At 68.4% G+C, this 16,386-nt stretch carries 15 protein-coding genes; 12 read left to right on the forward strand and 3 right to left on the reverse strand.

The window, feature by feature from the left end:
* The first annotated feature begins 11 nt into the window (after positions 1 to 11).
* From ACAM42_RS05510 to xylB, 8 genes are all read left to right on the forward strand, one after another.
* Positions 12 to 836: a carbohydrate ABC transporter permease gene (locus tag ACAM42_RS05510; RefSeq protein ID WP_013539656.1), complete on the forward strand. Its 825-nt coding sequence runs from the start codon at positions 12 to 14 to the stop codon at positions 834 to 836.
* A gap of 17 nt (positions 837 to 853) precedes the next feature.
* Positions 854 to 1,891 (forward strand): ABC transporter ATP-binding protein, encoded by a 1,038-nt coding sequence (locus tag ACAM42_RS05515; RefSeq protein ID WP_070059983.1) that lies wholly within the window; start codon positions 854 to 856, stop codon positions 1,889 to 1,891.
* Between the two features lie 90 nt (positions 1,892 to 1,981).
* Positions 1,982 to 3,361, forward strand: a complete 1,380-nt coding sequence (gene dalD, locus ACAM42_RS05520; protein ID WP_369632726.1) for a D-arabinitol 4-dehydrogenase — start codon at positions 1,982 to 1,984, stop codon at positions 3,359 to 3,361.
* Positions 3,358 to 4,146, forward strand: a complete 789-nt coding sequence (locus tag ACAM42_RS05525; RefSeq protein WP_095948299.1) for an L-iditol 2-dehydrogenase — start codon at positions 3,358 to 3,360, stop codon at positions 4,144 to 4,146. Before dalD ends, ACAM42_RS05525 begins: the two co-directional genes overlap by 4 nt.
* 26 nt (positions 4,147 to 4,172) lie before the next feature.
* On the forward strand, positions 4,173 to 4,844 hold the full coding sequence (locus tag ACAM42_RS05530; protein ID WP_369631346.1) for a transaldolase family protein: 672 nt from the start codon (positions 4,173 to 4,175) through the stop codon (positions 4,842 to 4,844).
* Positions 4,845 to 4,867: 23 nt separating this feature from the next.
* The gene (locus tag ACAM42_RS05535) at positions 4,868 to 5,836 is read left to right on the forward strand and encodes a carbohydrate kinase (RefSeq protein ID WP_369631347.1); all 969 of its coding nucleotides are present in this window, start codon (positions 4,868 to 4,870) and stop codon (positions 5,834 to 5,836) included.
* Positions 5,837 to 5,851: 15 nt separating this feature from the next.
* Positions 5,852 to 6,793 carry a helix-turn-helix domain-containing protein gene (locus ACAM42_RS05540; RefSeq protein WP_369631348.1) on the forward strand — a complete coding sequence of 314 codons (942 nt, stop codon included), beginning with the start codon at positions 5,852 to 5,854 and terminating at the stop codon, positions 6,791 to 6,793.
* Between the two features lie 52 nt (positions 6,794 to 6,845).
* A complete protein-coding gene (gene xylB / locus ACAM42_RS05545; protein ID WP_369631349.1) occupies positions 6,846 to 8,312 on the forward strand; it encodes a xylulokinase in 1,467 nt (488 codons plus the stop codon).
* 164 nt (positions 8,313 to 8,476) lie between these two features.
* Here xylB and groL read toward each other — a convergent pair whose 3' ends face one another.
* A complete protein-coding gene (gene groL, locus ACAM42_RS05550; RefSeq protein WP_042579049.1) occupies positions 8,477 to 10,132 on the reverse strand; it encodes a chaperonin GroEL in 1,656 nt (551 codons plus the stop codon).
* Between the two features lie 55 nt (positions 10,133 to 10,187).
* Positions 10,188 to 10,478, reverse strand: coding sequence for a co-chaperone GroES (locus ACAM42_RS05555; RefSeq protein WP_056572926.1), 291 nt, complete (start codon positions 10,476 to 10,478; stop codon positions 10,188 to 10,190).
* A 377-nt stretch (positions 10,479 to 10,855) separates the two neighbouring features.
* Here ACAM42_RS05555 and ACAM42_RS05560 point away from each other — a divergent pair, with 377 nt between their 5' ends.
* A complete protein-coding gene (locus ACAM42_RS05560; protein ID WP_095743735.1) occupies positions 10,856 to 11,347 on the forward strand; it encodes a plastocyanin/azurin family copper-binding protein in 492 nt (163 codons plus the stop codon).
* A 155-nt stretch (positions 11,348 to 11,502) separates the two neighbouring features.
* On the forward strand, positions 11,503 to 13,725 hold the full coding sequence (locus ACAM42_RS05565) for a copper-translocating P-type ATPase (RefSeq protein ID WP_369631350.1): 2,223 nt from the start codon (positions 11,503 to 11,505) through the stop codon (positions 13,723 to 13,725).
* On the opposite strand, the gene ACAM42_RS05570 is transcribed toward ACAM42_RS05565, so the two are convergent.
* The gene (locus ACAM42_RS05570; protein WP_369631351.1) at positions 13,706 to 14,641 is read right to left on the reverse strand and encodes a LysR substrate-binding domain-containing protein; all 936 of its coding nucleotides are present in this window, start codon (positions 14,639 to 14,641) and stop codon (positions 13,706 to 13,708) included. The genes ACAM42_RS05565 and ACAM42_RS05570 overlap by 20 nt on opposite strands.
* 97 nt (positions 14,642 to 14,738) lie before the next feature.
* Between ACAM42_RS05570 and ACAM42_RS05575 the strand changes: the two genes are divergently transcribed.
* Positions 14,739 to 15,191, forward strand: coding sequence for a hypothetical protein (locus ACAM42_RS05575; protein WP_369631352.1), 453 nt, complete (start codon positions 14,739 to 14,741; stop codon positions 15,189 to 15,191).
* Positions 15,192 to 15,199: 8 nt separating this feature from the next.
* Complete coding sequence (locus ACAM42_RS05580) at positions 15,200 to 16,372, forward strand: PLP-dependent aspartate aminotransferase family protein (protein ID WP_369631353.1); 1,173 nt, start codon at positions 15,200 to 15,202, stop codon at positions 16,370 to 16,372.
* The last annotated feature ends 14 nt before the right edge of the window (positions 16,373 to 16,386 follow it).

Below are 16,386 nucleotides of genomic sequence, written 5' to 3' on the forward strand. Positions count from 1 at the left end.
AAGGAACGACCATGCAACCCAGCAACTTCCTTCCCCAGCTGCTGCGCACCGTCGGTGCGTGGGCCGTGGCGCTGCTTCTCTTCTTCCCGCTCGGCTGGCTGTTCCTCACGGCCTTCAAGACGGAGCTGCAGGCCATTCACGTGCCGCCGCTGTTCATCTTCGAGCCCACGCTCGACAACTTCGGCGAGGTGCAGCGCCGCAGCGACTACCTGCTGTACGCGCGCAACTCGCTCATCACCAGCCTGGGCTCGACCATCCTGGGCCTGCTGATCGCCGCACCCGCCGCGTACTCGATGGCGTTCTTTCGCACGAAGAAGACGCGCGACATCCTCATGTGGATGCTCTCCACCAAGATGATGCCGGCCGTCGGTGCGCTGGTGCCCATCTACGTGCTCGCGCAGACCGCGGGCATGCTGGACTCGCTCACCGCGCTCACCATCGTGTTCACGCTGTCGAACCTGCCGATCATGGTGTGGATGCTCTACAGCGCCTACAAGGACATTCCGAACGAGATCCTGGAGGCCGCGCGCATGGACGGCGCGAGCCTGTGGACCGAGTTCCGCCATGTCGTGATGCCGCTGTCGGTCGGCGGACTCGCATCGACCGGCCTCCTGTGCCTGGTGCTGAGCTGGAACGAGGCCTTCTGGGCATTGAACCTCACCTCCGCCAAGGCCGGCACGCTGGCCACGCTCATCGCCTCGTACTCCAGCCCCGAAGGCCTGTTCTGGGCCAAGTTGTCGGCCGCGTCGCTGATGGCCATCGCGCCCATCGTCGTGTTCGGCTGGTTCAGCCAGAAGCAGCTCGTGCAGGGCCTGACCTTCGGCGCCGTCAAGTAAAGAAAGGGAGACATCTCATGGCCTACCTCGAACTCAAGAACATCAAGAAGAGCTTTGGCGACGTCCACATCATCAAGGGCGTCGACCTGCAGATCCAGAAGGGCGAGTTCATCGTCTTCGTCGGGCCTTCGGGCTGCGGCAAGTCGACGCTGCTGCGGCTGATCGCGGGGCTCGAGCCGATCACCAGCGGCAACCTGCTGCTCGACAGCAAGGACATCACCTGGACGCCGTCGGGCAAGCGCGACCTGGCGATGGTGTTCCAGAGCTACGCGCTGTACCCGCACATGAGCGTGTACGACAACATGTCCTTCGCGCTGAAGCTCGCGGGCGTGGCCAAGGACGAGATCAAGACGAAGGTCGAGTACGCGGCCAAGACGCTGAACCTCACGCAGTACCTGGACCGCACGCCGAAGGACCTGTCGGGCGGCCAGCGCCAGCGCGTGGCCATCGGGCGCGCGATCGTGCGCGCGCCCAAGGTGTTCCTTTTCGACGAGCCGCTGTCGAACCTCGATGCGGCGCTGCGCGGCAACACGCGCGTCGAGATCCACAAGCTGCACCGCGCACTGGGCGCGACCACCATCTACGTCACGCACGACCAGGTCGAGGCCATGACGCTGGCCGACCGCGTGGTGGTGCTGAAGGACGGGCTCATCGAACAGGTCGGCACGCCGCTCGAACTCTATGACCGCCCCGCCAACCAGTTCGTCGCACAGTTCATCGGCATGCCGTCGATGAACATGGTGGCGGCGAGCGCCATCCCGAGCTTTTCCGCCGCGACCGGCGGGCGCCTGCCGAGCGACGGCTTCCTGGGCGTGCGCCCCGAAGGCCTGCGCGTGCATCCGAAGCAGGGCGCGGCCGCCGGCGTGCCGGGCCGCGTCGAGCTCATCGAGGCGCTGGGCGCCGACACGCTGATCCACGTGGACGTGGGCGGCGTGCCGCTCATCGCGCGCCAGAACGAACGCACGCCGCTGCAGGCTGGCGACGACGTGGCGGTCGAGCTCGACCCGTCCGTGCTGCACCTGTTCAGCCGCGAAGGCCGCGCCGTCGCCGCCTGATCCGACGACCCTCACTTTCAACGGACCTTCCCCGTGACCCTCGCAGCAGCGGGCCTCGTGCCCACCCCACCGGCGCCTTCGGAATTCACGGTGCTTCACCTCGGCCTCGGCTCGTTCCATCGCGCCCACCAGGCCGTCTACCTGCAGCGGCTGATCGATGCGGGCGACACCCGCTGGTCGCTGTCGGGCGCCAACATCCGGCCCGACATGGCCGAGGTCGTCGCGGCGTTGCAGGCCCAGGGCGGGCGCTACACGCTCGAGACGGTGTCGCCTGCGGGCGAGTACCGCTACGAGCAGATCGAAGCCATCCGCGAAGTGCTGCCGTACGAGCCCTCGCTGGCCCCGGTGATCGCGCGCGGCGCCGCGCCGTCCACGCGCATCGTCTCCTTCACGGTGACCGAGGCGGGCTACTACCTCGACACCAAGGGCAAGCTCGACCTGTCGTTCACCGACCTCGCGGCCGACATCGAACGCGCGCGGCGAGGCGAGGCCGGCGAGACGATCTACGGCGCGGTCTGCGCGATCCTGCGGGCGCGGCGCGCCGCGCAGGCGGGCCCCGTGACGCTGCTGAACTGCGACAACCTGCGCCACAACGGCGACCGCTTTCGCGCGGGCCTGCTCGAGTTCATCGCGCTCGTCGGCGACGCGCCGCTGCAGGCCTGGGTCGATGCCAACACCCGCTGCCCGAACGCGATGGTCGACCGCATCACGCCGCGCCCGCCGCCCGAGCTGCGCGCGCGCGTGCTGGCCGCCACGGGCCGCGACGCCGGCGCGGCGGTCACGGGCGAGAGCTTCATCCAGTGGGTGATCGAAGACGACTTCATCGCCGGGCGGCCCGACTGGGGGCGCGTGGGCGTCGAACTCGTCGAATCGGTGCAACCGTATGAAGAGGCCAAGATCCGCATCCTCAACGCCACGCACAGCTGCATCGCCTGGGCCGGCACGCTGGCGGGGCTGGGCTTCATCCACGAAGGCACGCACGACGCGGCCATCCGCCGCATGGCCTTCGACTACGTGACCGACGACGTCATCCCGTGCCTGAGCCCCAGCCCCATCGACCTCGCGGCCTACCGCGACGTGGTGCTCGACCGCTTCGGCAACCCCGCGATCCGCGACACCAACCAGCGCGTGGCGGCCGACGGCTTCTCGAAGATCCCGGGCTTCATCGCGCCGACCGTGCGCGAGCGGCTCGCGGCCGGGCAGGGCATCGACAGCGTGGCGATGCTGCCCGCGCTGTTCCTCGCGTTCCTGCAGCGCTGGCACCGGGGCACGCTGCCCTATGCCTACCAGGACCAGAGCATGGACGACGCCGCCGCGCACGCCATCTGCGACGCGGCCGATCCGGTGGCGGCGCTGTGCGCCGATGCCGGGCTCTGGGGCAGCCTCGCAGGGGATGCGCGGCTGGTCGATGCGGTGCGCCGTGCCGGCGAGCGCGTGGCCCGCTTCATCGAAGAGAAGGCCGCGCCATGAGCGGCCGCCTGCAGGACCGCCATGTGCTGCTGACCGGTGCCGGCGGCGGCATCGGCCTGGCCGTGGCCGAGGCCTGCATCGCCGAGGGCGCACGCTGCAGCGTGATCGACCGCGCGACCGCCGCACCCGAGGCCGTGCGCGTGCTGCAGCAAGCCCATCCCGACGCGCTCGCCTACATCGCGGCCGACGTGACCGACACGCGGGCCATCGCGCACATGCTGGCCGAGGCACAGGTCGCCTTCGGCCCCATCCACACGCTGTTCAACAACGCCGCCGTGTTCGACCTCGCGCCGCTGCTCGACAGCGACGAGGCCTCGTTCGACAAGCTCTTCGCGGTCAACGTGAAGGGCATGTTCTTCGTCATGCAGGCCGTGCTGCGCCACATGGTCGAGGCCGGCACGCCGGGCGCGTCGGTCATCAACATGGCCTCGCAGGCCGGACGCCGCGGCGAGGCGCTGGTGTCGCACTACTGCGCGACCAAGGCGGCCGTCATCAGCTACACGCAGAGCGCCGCGCTGGCCATGGCGCCGCACGGCATCCGCGTCAACGGCATCGCCCCCGGTGTGGTCGACACACCGATGTGGGACCATGTCGACAGCCTGTTCGCCAAGGCCGAAGGGCTGGCGCCGGGCGAGAAGAAGCGGCGTGTCGGGCTCGCCGTGCCGCTCGGGCGCATGGGCGTGCCGGGCGACATTGCCGGAGCGGCGGTGTTTCTGGCCAGCGACGAGGCGCGCTACATCACGGCGCAGACCCTCAATGTCGACGGCGGCAATGTCATGAGCTGAACCCCACCTTCCTTCCGCATTTCCGCATGAACGACGACTTCCACCTGTACCTCGACAGCGCCGACCTGGCCGAGCTGCAAGCCTGCCTGCCGCACCCGGTGGTGCACGGCGTGACGACCAACCCGACGCTGCTGCAGCGTGCGGGCGTGGGGCGCGCCGATGTCCCCGGTCTGCTGAAACGTTGCATCGACCTGGGGGCGCGCCAGGTGCTGGCCCAGGTCTATTCGAGCGAGGTCGACGGCATGCTCGAAGACGCACAGGCGCTGCTGCCGCAGTTCGACCCCGGCCAGCTCGTCATCAAGATTCCCGCCACGCGCCAGGGCCTGGACGCCGGCGCGCGGCTCATCGCCCAGGGCGTGCCTGTGACGTGGACCGCCGTGTACGCGCCGGAGCAGGCGCACTTCGCCGCGCAGTTGGGCGCGGCCTATGCGGCGCCGTACCTCGGCCGGCTCGAAGACGCCGGCATCGACGGGCTGGCGCTCATCGCGCAGATGCAGTCGCTGATGGCGCAACGGCTTTCGCCCCGCACGCGGCTGCTGGTGGCGAGCATCCGTTCGCGCGCGGCGTACCTGGCGCTGCTCGGACTGGGCGTGGGCGCCATCACCATTCCGCCGCGCCTCTTTGCCGAGCTGCTCGACCATCCCGCCACCCTGGCTGCCGAAGCGGGTTTCCTGGCCGACGCCCGCGCCTTGCCCTGACAGAAGAAGAAAATCCAAGCACCATGCGCATTGCACTCACGGGCGAGGCCCTGATCGATTTCACCGCCGGCGAAGGCGGCACCCTGGCGTTCCTCGGCCATGAAGGCGGCTCGCCGCTGAACACGGCCGTGGCCTGCGCGCGGCTGGGGCAGCCGACCGGCTTTCTCACGCAGCTGTCCACCGACCTGTTCGGCGAGCGGCTGATGGCTTTTCTGGAACGCAACGGCGTCGACACCCGGCTCATCCTGCGCAGCGACGCGCCGTCGACGCTGGCCTTTGTCGAGCGCACGCCGCAGACCAACCGCTACGCCTTCTACACACGCGGCAGCGCCGACGCGACCTGGGCGCCCGAGCCGCTGCCCCAATTGCCGGCGGAATGCCGCTTCCTGCACTTCGGCTCGATCTCGCTGCTGCAGGAGCCGGCGTCGTCGCGCATCGCCGACCTCGTGGCCGCCCACACGGGGCGCTGCGTGATCGTGTTCGATCCCAACGTGCGGCCCAGCCTGATCCCGGACATGGCCGCCTACCGCGCCCGCGTCAGCGAGTGGTTCGCCATGGCCGACCTGGTCAAGCTCAGCGACGAAGACGCCGCGCTGCTCGCCCCCGGGCGGCCCGTGGATGTGCTCGCGGCCGAATGCCTCACGGCCGGCGCGCGCGCCGTGGTCGTCACGCGCGGCGGTGCCGGTGCCACGCTGTGGCGCACCGGCAGCGCGCCGCTCACCGTGGCCGCGCCGCGCGTCGAGGTGGTCGACACCATCGGCGCGGGCGACACCTTCACCGCCGGGCTGTCCGTGGCGCTGCTGGCGCACGGCGTCGAGCACCCCGCGCAACTGGCCGAGCTTGGCGACGACGCCTGGCGCGCCGTGATGCGCTTTGCCGCCACCGCCGCGGCCCTGAACTGCACCCGCGAGGGCGCCGATCCACCGACGCTGGAAGCCGTTCGCACGGCGCTTTCGCAGGAAGACAACGAGGCCGTCGCTTCCCGGCCCTGATCGATCCGTGCCGCCATGACCACGACCACCCGCAAACGCGCGATCCCTCGTCAACGCCAACCCGAGCTGGAGCGCGACTTCGCGCGCTCCCCGTCGCTGGGCTACGAGGCCCCGGAAGAAACCGGCCTGGTGCGCTGCCTCGCGCACGGCTTTCCGAGCCCGCTGGTGCGGTGGCACTTCCATGAAGACTACGAGCTGCACCTGATCACCGAGACCTCGGGCAAGGCCTTCATCGGCGACTGGATCGGGCCGTTCCAGCCCGGCCACCTCGTGCTGTGCGGGCCGCGCCTGCCGCACAACTGGATCTCGCTCGATGTGCCCGAAGAAGGCGCCGCCGGGCGCGACCGCGTGATCCAGTTCCGCCACGAGCCCATCGAGCGCGCGGCCGCCGAGATTCCCGAGCTGCGCGACGTGATGCCGCTGCTCGACCGCGCGCGCCACGGCATCGAGTTCTTCGGCATGTCGGCGCAGGCGCTGGCGCACTGGGACGCCATCAAGGCCGCGCGCGGCGTGCGCCGCCTGGGCCTGTTCTTCGAGTTCATGGCCGACCTGGCGCAGTGCACCGACTACCGGCTGCTGTCGAGCGTGCAGATGCAGGGCGTGCAGGGCAGCGACGGCGATGCGCAGGTCGACCAGATCAACGACATCGTGAACCGCATCACCAACAACATGACCGACTCGATCTCGATGTCGGACGTGGCCGCCGAGCTGGGCATGAGCGAGAGCCGCTTCAGCCGCTTCTTCCGCCGCTCGACGGGCAACAGCTTCACCGACTTCGTGAACCGCGTGCGCATCAACAGCGCCTGCCACCTGCTGATGCAGACCGATCACTACGTGACCGACATCTGCTACCAGGTGGGCTTCAACAACGTGGCGAACTTCAACCGGCGCTTTCTCGAAATCAAGGGCATGACGCCGAGCGAGTTCAGACGCCAGGCCGACACGCGCTTCGGCTGACTTCTTTCAAGGCGAACGCGCCCGCTCCGAAGGCGCCATCAGGGAGACCATCTTGTATCTGGGACTCGACCTCGGCACGTCCGAGCTCAAGGCATTGCTGCTCGCGGACGATCACCGCATCGTCGGCGTGGCACGCGCGCCGCTCACGGTCGACCGGCCGCAACCGCTGTGGTCGGAACAGGCGCCTGCCCAATGGTGGCAGGCGCTTGAGGCCGTCATGGCCGCGCTGCGCACCACGCACGCCGAGGCACTGGCGCAGGTACGCGCCATCGGCCTGTCGGGCCAGATGCACGGCGCCACGCTGCTCGACGCGGAAGGCGAGGTGCTGCGCCCGGCCATCCTCTGGAACGACGGCCGCAGCGGTGCGCAGTGCGAGGCGCTCACGCGCGCCGTGCCGCGCCTGGGCGAGATCGCCGGCAACCTCGCGATGCCCGGCTTCACCGCGCCCAAGCTGCTGTGGGTGCGCGAGCACGAACCCGAGGTCTTCGCCCGCGTGGCGCGCGTGCTGCTGCCCAAGGACTGGCTGCGCTTCATGCTCAGCGGCGAGGCGGTCAGCGAGATGTCCGACGCGGCCGGCACGCTGTGGCTCGACGTGGGCGCGCGCGACTGGTCCGACGAACTGCTCGCCGCCACGGGGCTCACGCGCGCTCACATGCCGCGGCTGGTGGAAGGCAGTGAAGTCTCCGCGCTGCTCAAGCCGGAACTGGCGGCGCGCTGGGGGCTGCGCGAGGGCGTGAAGATCGCCGGCGGCGCGGGCGACAACGCCGCCAGCGCGGTCGGCATGGGGCTCGTCGAGCCGGGGCAGGGCTTTGTCTCGCTCGGCACTTCCGGCGTGGTGTTCGTCTCGACCGACCGCTTCCTGCCGAACCCGGCGCAGGCGATGCACGCCTTCTGCCACGCGCTGCCGAAGCGTTGGCACCAGATGTCGGTGATGCTCTCGGCCGCGAGCGCGGTGAGCTGGGCAGCGAAGACCTTCAAGTTCGCGGACGAGGCGGCGTTGCTCGAAGCGGCTGCGTCGGTTGCGTTGGCGGACCGGGCGCGCTGCCCGCTGTTCCTGCCGTACCTGTCGGGCGAGCGCTCGCCGCACAACAACCCGAATGCGCAAGGGGTGCTCTTCGGTCTCACGCATGCGCATGGCCCGGCGGAGATCGCCTATGCCGTGGTCGAGGGCGTGAGCTTCGGGCTGCGCGATGGCTTCGACACGCTGCGCTTGCCGGCCGACATGCCGCTGCGCGAAGTCGCGCTCGTGGGGGGCGGTGCGCGCAGTGTGTGGTGGGGGCAGTTGCTGGCCGACATCTTCCAGGTGCCGCTGACGCTGTATGCGGGCAGCGAGACGGGCGGGGCGCTCGGCGCGGCGCGCCTGGCGTGGCTGGCCGATGGAGGTGCTGTGGCCGAGGTGTGCACGCTGCCGCCGGTGAAGCAGACGCTGGAGCCTTCATCCGAAGGAGCCGATGGACACAAGACGCGGCATGCGCGGTTCCAGGTGCTCTACATGGCGCTGCGCGACCAGTTCCGATAGGCCCGATCTAATACCGAGCGCCCATAGAAAAAGCCCCGCCGAAGCGGGGCTTTTTCATTTCGCGAAACACCGCGGAACCGGCTTTGCCGGGCCGCAGGTGTTGCCCCCGGTAGGGGGTTGGCGTAGCGGACACGAAGTGCCGCGCAGCCTGGGGGCGAGCGAAATTACATGCCCATGCCGCCCATGCCGCCCATGCCACCCATGTCGGGCATGCCACCGCCGCCGGCGCCGGACTCGTCCTTGGGTGCGTCAGCAACCATGGCTTCGGTCGTCAGCAGCAGCGAGGACACCGAAGCGGCGTTCTGCAGTGCGGTGCGGGTGACCTTCGTCGGGTCCAGGATGCCCAGCTCGAGCATGTCGCCGTACGTGTCGTTCGCAGCGTTGAAGCCGTAGTTGCCCTTGCCGGCCAGCACAGCGTTCACCACCACCGAGGCTTCGCCGCCGGCGTTGTTCACGATTTCGCGCAGGGGCGCTTCGATGGCCTTCAGCACCAGCTTGATGCCGGCTTCTTGATCAGCGTTGTCGCCCTTGACCGACTCGCCCACGGCTTGCTTGGCACGCAGCAGTGCCACGCCGCCGCCAGCCACAACGCCTTCTTCCACTGCAGCGCGGGTGGCGTGCAGGGCGTCTTCGACGCGAGCCTTCTTTTCCTTCATTTCGACTTCGGTGGCAGCGCCAACCTTGATCACTGCCACGCCGCCGGCCAGCTTGGCCACGCGCTCTTGCAGCTTTTCACGGTCGTAGTCGCTGGTCGCTTCTTCGATCTGAACGCGAACTTGCTTCACGCGGGCTTCGATGTCACCGGCAGCGCCAGCGCCGTCGATGATGATCGTGTTTTCCTTGCCCACTTCGATGCGCTTGGCTTGGCCCAGGTCGGCCAGCGTCACCTTTTCGAGCGTCAGGCCCACTTCTTCAGCGATGACCTTGCCGCCCGTCAGGATGGCGATGTCTTCCAGCATGGCCTTGCGGCGGTCGCCGAAGCCAGGAGCCTTCACAGCCACAACCTTCAGGATGCCGCGGATCGTGTTCACGACCAGCGTCGCCAGGGCTTCGCCTTCGACTTCTTCGGCAATGATCAGCAGCGGACGGCCCGCCTTGGCGACTTGCTCCAGCACCGGCAGCAGGTCACGGATGTTGCTGATCTTCTTGTCGAACAGCAGCACGAAGGGGTTGTCGAGCAGCGCCGATTGCTTCTCGGGGTTGTTGATGAAGTAGGGCGACAGGTAGCCGCGGTCGAACTGCATGCCTTCGACGACGTCGAGTTCGCTGTCCAGCGACTTGCCGTCTTCCACGGTGATCACGCCTTCCTTGCCGACCTTGTCCATCGCGTCAGCGATGAGCTTGCCGATGGTTTCGTCGCTGTTGGCCGAGATGGAGCCGACTTGCGCGATTTCCTTGGAGGTGGTGGTGGGCTTGGAAGCCTTCTTCAGCTCGGCGACCAGGGCCGTGACAGCCTTGTCGATGCCGCGCTTCAGGTCCATCGGGTTCATGCCGGCAGCCACCAGCTTGAAACCTTCGCGAACGATGGCTTGTGCCAGGACCGTGGCGGTCGTGGTGCCGTCACCAGCGTTGTCGCTGGTCTTGGAGGCCACTTCCTTCACGAGCTGGGCGCCCATGTTCTGCAGCTTGTCCTTGAGTTCGATTTCCTTGGCCACGGACACACCGTCCTTGGTCACGGTGGGGGCGCCGAACGAACGCTCGAGCACCACGTTGCGGCCCTTGGGGCCCAGGGTCACTTTGACTGCGTTGGCCAGGATGTTGACACCCTCGACCATGCGTGCGCGGGCTTCGCCGCCGAAGACTACGTCTTTTGCTGCCATGATGAATTAACTCCGAATGGATTGGATTGGATGGGATCGAAAGGGAGGAGAAGAATTACTTCTCGACGACTGCGAACAGGTCGTCTTCCTTCATCACGAGCAGTTCGTCGCCATCGACCTTGACGGTCTGGCCGCTGTACTTGCCGAACAGGACGCGGTCGCCGACCTTGACGGTCAGTGCGGCCAGTTCGCCCTTGTCGTTGCGCTTGCCCGGGCCCACGGCCAGGACTTCGCCCTGATCGGGCTTTTCGGCGGCTGCGTCGGGGATGACGATGCCGGAGGCGGTCTTGGTTTCGCTGTCAACACGCTTGACGATCACGCGATCGGCCAAAGGACGAAGTTTCATTGCATCTCCTGGAAGGGTAAGAAACGGGTTTGTTTGTGGTCGGGCGCCGGAGAAACCGGCGACCTGTCGACTGGATGGGAGGGCTGTTAGCACTCGTCAGCAGCGAGTGCTAATCATAAGGGCATTCGATGACCTTTCAAGGGCGGCGCCCTTGCCGCCGTTTGGCACCGCCGTGCTTTTCCGGGGAAACACCGGGTGGCCGGGTGCCTTCGGTCGGGAAGCTTTGAGGTATTTTGCCCGGGCAAAATAAGGCCGTGCCCATGTCGCCGATGCACGGAGGTCGCGCGCGCAGATTGCTTTTTTGTAATCCGGGTGATCGGTGGTGGACGGGCTTGGCTTCCTAGAGTCGCGGCATCCCGGCAACCTCCAAGGACACCATGACACACACCTTCCGCAACACCGTTTTCGCCGCAGGAGCCGCACTGGCCGCTGCCGGCGCCTTTGCCTCGGGCACCCATGCCGGTGGCCACGGCCACGATGCCGAGGCCGCCGTCGGCAAGCCTGGCGTGGCCGCCAAGGTGACGCGCACGGTCCAGGTCGACATGACGGACTCGATGCGCTTCACGCCGGCGGACATCAAGGTCAAGCAGGGGGAGACGGTGCGCTTCGTCGTCAAGAACTCCGGCGTCCTGAAGCACGAGCTCGTGCTCGGGACCGAGAAGGCGCTGCTGGCGCACTACGAGGCCATGAAGAAGAATCCCGAGATGGAGCACGCCGATCCGAACATGGTCACGCTGGCCGCGGGCAAGACCGGCGAGATCGTCTGGCAGTTCACCCAGGCCGGCAAGGTCGACTTCGGCTGCCTGCAGCCGGGCCACTACGACGCCGGAATGAAGGGCGCGGTGCTGGTGGGCAAGGCCGGCAAGTGAGCGTAATGCGCACGCGTCTTTCACGCGCCGGCCGCCATGCCGGCGCTTTTTCTTCCAGGGTATCGCGCGACAGGGCTTGACCTTCACATCGTGTCAACCTGGACACTGATCGCTTCCCCCTCAAGGGCTTCCCCCTTTCCTGTCGGAGAACGCGAATGAACGACACGTCCACCAGGCACGCAGGACACCCCCACGGTCATCACGGCCACCACGATCACCACGCATCGCACGGGCATGCGCCCGCGGACCCTGCGCAGCCCGCTGCGGAGGGCACGGTCTACACCTGCCCCATGCACCCGGAGATCCGGCAGGACCACCCGGGCAACTGCCCCAAGTGCGGCATGACGCTGGAGCCCGAGATGCCGACCCTCGACGAGGGCGAAGACCCCGAGCTGAAAGACTTCAAGCGGCGCTTCTTCTGGACGCTGCCGCTCAGCGTTGTCGTCACCGTGCTCGCCATGGCCGGCCACCGCCTGCAGTGGTTCGCGATGGGCACGCAAAGCTGGATCGAGCTCGTGCTCACTGTTCCCATCGTGCTGTGGGCCGGATGGCCGTTCTTTGTGCGCGCGGTGCAGTCGGTGGCGAACCGCAGCCCGAACATGTGGACCCTGATCGGCCTGGGCACGGCCGCCGCCTTTGTCTACAGCGTCGTGGCCACGGTGGCGCCGGGCGTGTTCCCCGCGTCGTTCGTGTCGATGGGGCGCGTGTCGGTCTACTTCGAGGCGGCCGCGGTGATCATCTCGCTCACCTTGCTGGGCCAGATCCTCGAGCTCAAGGCGCGCTCGCAGACCTCCGCGGCCATCAAGTCGCTGCTGGGGCTCGCGCCCAAGACGGCACGCCGGATCGGCGCCGACGGCACCGAGGAAGACGTGCCCATCGGCCACGTGCATGTCGGCGACAAGCTGCGCGTGCGCCCCGGAGAGAAGGTGCCGGTGGACGGCGTGGTGATCGAAGGCGGCAGCGCGGTCGACGAGTCGATGCTCACTGGCGAGCCGCTGCCCGTGACCAAGCGCGTGGGCGACAAGCTCATCGGCGCGACGCTCAACACCAACGGCGCCCTCGTCATGCAATCGGAAAAGGTCGGCTCGCAGACCGTGCTCGCAAGCATCGTGCAGATGGTCGCGCAAGCCCAGCGCTCGCGCGCGCCGATGCAGCGGATGGCCGACCAGGTCGCCGGCTACTTCGTGATGACGGTGATCGCCATCGCGGTGCTGACCTTCTTCGCTTGGGGATTCTTCGGGCCACAGCCCAGCTGGGTCTACGGCCTCATCAATGCCGTGGCGGTGCTCATCATTGCCTGCCCCTGTGCGCTGGGTCTCGCGACGCCGATGTCGATCATGGTGGCCACGGGCAAGGCGGCCACGCAGGGCGTGCTGTTCCGCGATGCCGCCGCGATCGAGAACTTCCGCAAGGTCGATGCGCTCATCGTCGACAAGACCGGCACCCTGACGGAAGGCCGGCCGCAGTTCGAGCGCGCGGTGCCAGCGCCGGGCTTCAACGCCGACGAGGTGCTGCGCCTGGCGGCCAGCCTGGACCAGGGCAGCGAGCACCCGCTGGCCGACGCCATCGTGCGGGCGGCGCGCGAGCGCCAGCTGGCGCTGGACACGCCCGAGGGTTTCGAATCCAGCAGCGGCATCGGCGTGAGCGGCGCCGTGGCCGGCCGGAAGCTGGCGCTGGGCAACACGGCGCTCATGGAACAGCTGCGCGTGCGGGTCGACGACCTCAAGCCGCAGGCCGAGGCCCTGCGGGCCGAGGGCGCGAGCGTCATGTTCCTGGCGGTGGACGGCCAGGCGGCCGGGCTGCTCGCGGTGTCGGACCCGATCAAGCCGACCACGCTGGAGGCGCTGGCCGCGCTCAAGGCTTCGGGCCTGCGCGTCATCATGGCCACGGGCGACGGGCTGACCACCGCCCGGGCCGTCGCCGCGAAGCTGGGCATCGACGAGGTGCACGGCGAAGTGAAGCCCGCCGACAAGCTCGCGCTGGTCGACAAACTGCAGCGCGAAGGCCGCATCGTCGCGATGGCCGGCGACGGCATCAACGACGCGCCCGCGCTCGCCAAGGCCGACGTCGGCGTGGCGATGGGCACCGGCACCGATGTCGCGATGAACAGCGCCCAGGTGACGCTGGTCAAGGGCGACCTGCGCGGCATTGCGCAGGCGCGCGTGATCTCCGAGCAGACCATCGCCAACATGAAGCAGAACCTGGGCTTCGCCTTCCTCTACAACGCGCTGGGCGTGCCGCTGGCCGCGGGCGTGCTGTTCCCGTTCACGGGCTGGCTGCTGTCGCCGATGATCGCCGCGCTGGCGATGAGCCTGAGCTCGGCGTCGGTGATCACCAATGCCTTGCGCCTGCGTGGCGCTACCTGGCGCGAGGCTTGAGAAGGCCCGCCAGGGCCTTCTGGTCTTCGGCCAGCTGGATGCGCATGAGCTGGAGCACGCGCACCGCCAGGCCGGACAGCGGCTGTCCCGGCGGCAGCACCAGCATGCCAGCGAAGGACACCTCCAGCGACAGCGGGCGCACGGCCAGGCCGCGTTGCGCGTACTCCAGCGCGGTGACCGGATTGACGACGCCGATGCCCATGCCGCTCAGGGCCATCTCGCACACGCTGGCCGCGTAAGGGGTCTCGACCAGCACGCTCAACGCGACGTTGCGGTCCGCCAGCGCCCGCTCCAGGCGGCGCCGGGACGCGTCTTCCGGGTTGAGCGCAAGGAAGGGCTCTTCGGCGAGTTGATGCGGCTGGATGGTCCTGGCGCGGGCCAGCCGGTGCTTGGCATGCATCACCACCACGCCCGGAAAGCGCGCGAATTCGGAGTGCTCCAGGCCGGTCGTCGGCATCTCGTCGGCCATCAGCCCGAAGTCGACCTGGCGCCCCAGCACGGCCTCGTGCACCTCTCGCGAACTGAGCACCTGCAGCGAAATCTGCGGGCGGGCGTCGGCGTCGCCGCGCTCGGCCACCAGCCGCGACAGCACCCGTGGCACGAAGCTCAGGCCGAAGGCCGGATACACCGCCATGCGCAGCGTGTTGACGCCGAAGCGCTTGAGGCTGCGCATGCGGTGCTCGATGCTGCTCAAGCCCACGAAGACGCGCTCGACCTCGGCCAGCAGCGCCTGCGCTTCGGGCGTGGGGTGCAGGCGGCCGCGCAGCCGGCGAAACAGGGGAAAGCCCGCGGCTTCCTCCAGCCTGCGCAGCGACTGGCTGATGGCCGGCTGTGTCACGCCCAGGAGTGCGGCCGCCTTGCTCGCGGAGCCCACGGACATCACGGAACGGAACACCTCGATCTCTCGGAGCAACATATAACAACCGCTTATGGAGAAAGAACTTCGGGCGCGATCCGGATTATCTCCAGCGTCCTAGAGTTGGTGTCTTCAGCCACTTCCCGAAAGACGCGAGATGAACCTTCGAACAGCGCTTGCAGTGACGGTCCTGGCGTGTGCGATGCCCGCATGGGCGCACGACTTTTCCAGCGACGTCGCCAGGTTCCAGACCCTCGCGGCCACCCGCAAGCCCGACAGCCCGCAGGCGGTGGCCGCCAAGCTGGCGCTGGAGCGGGCGCAGGGCGAGATGGAGCAGTCGGACGTGAAGATGCTGCTGCGCATCCGTTCGATGACCAACGCCGGCCTGCGTGCCCTCGGCGAGCAGCCGGCCCTGCTCACCAGCGAGTACAAGCGCCTGGAGGCGGCACTGGCCAACCCCAAGACCCAGGACCCGGCCCGGATCGCCACCGCCCGCGAAACCTTCACCCGCCTGGGCGTGGAGATGAAGGTCTACACCGATCTCGAAACCATGGCCGTCGAGCAGATGAAGCATGCGCTGCAGCTCATCGAATCGGCCCCCGCGAACTGACTTCCATCGTGAACCCATCCATTTCCCATCCCGGCACGTCCTCTGCAGACGCCGCCTTCGCCAGCCTGGCGCCGCCGGTGTGGCGCGCCTCCACGGTCGTCTTCGACTCGCTCGACGATTTCGTGCATCGCCGCACCCGCCTGCCGGACGGCTTCAGCTACGGCACGACGGGCACGCCGACGCAGCGCGCCCTCGAGGCACGCATCGCCGAGCTGGACGGCGCCGCCCACGGCATCGTCTTTCCTTCCGGACAGGCGGCCATCTGCGGCGTGCTGCTCGCACTGCTCCAGAAGGGCGACCACCTCTTGATGACCGATGCCGCCTATGGCCTGGCCAAGTCCTTCGCCGTCGAACGGCTGCAGGCGCTGGGCATCGAGGTCGAGTTCTATGCGCCGCGCATCGGCGCGGGCATCGAGCGCCTCGTGCGTCCGAACACGCGGCTCATCTGGCTGGAGTCGCCCGGCACGGTGACGATGGAAGTCGAGGACGTGCCGGCGATCACCGCCGTGGCGCGTGCCCGTGGCGTGCTGACCGCCATCGACAACACCTGGGCCAGTCCGCTGGGCTTTGCCGCGCTGGCGCACGGCGTCGACCTGTGCGTTCACGCATGCACCAAGTACATGGGCGGGCATTCGGACGTGCTGATGGGCAGCGTCACCACCCAGGACGAAAGCCTGTACCGCTCCTTGCGCGGCCTGCAGTCGCTGATGGGGCTGGCCGTGAGCCCGGAGGACTGCTTCCTGGTGGCCCGCGGCCTGGACACGATGCAGGTGCGCATGGAGCGCCAGGCCGCCAGCGCGCGCCTGATCGCCGGGCAACTCGACGCGCACCGCCTCGTGCGCCGCATGCTCTTTCCGGCGCTGCCCGGCGCGCCGGATCATGCGCTGTGGGCGCGCGATTTCGCGCAGCCCGGCTGCGTGATGTCGCTGCAGCTCGTGGACTGCCCCTACGACGCCTACCGGGCGCTGTTCGCCGGCCTGAAGCGCTTTGCCATCGGCGCCAGCTGGGGCGGCGTGCGCAGCATCGCGGCCTTCTACCCGGCGGAAGAACTCGCCAGGCGCAATTTCTGCGACGTCGAAGGGCCGGTCATCCGCCTGTCGATCGGCCTGGACGACCCCCAGGCCCTGCGCGACGAGCTGCTGGGCGCGCTGGACGCCTGCGCCACGCGTTTCGACCTCTGACCCCCGACACCTGG

Origin of the sequence: Variovorax sp. V35 (assembly GCF_041154465.1) — a bacterium.
Lineage (GTDB): Bacteria > Pseudomonadota > Gammaproteobacteria > Burkholderiales > Burkholderiaceae_C > Variovorax > Variovorax boronicumulans.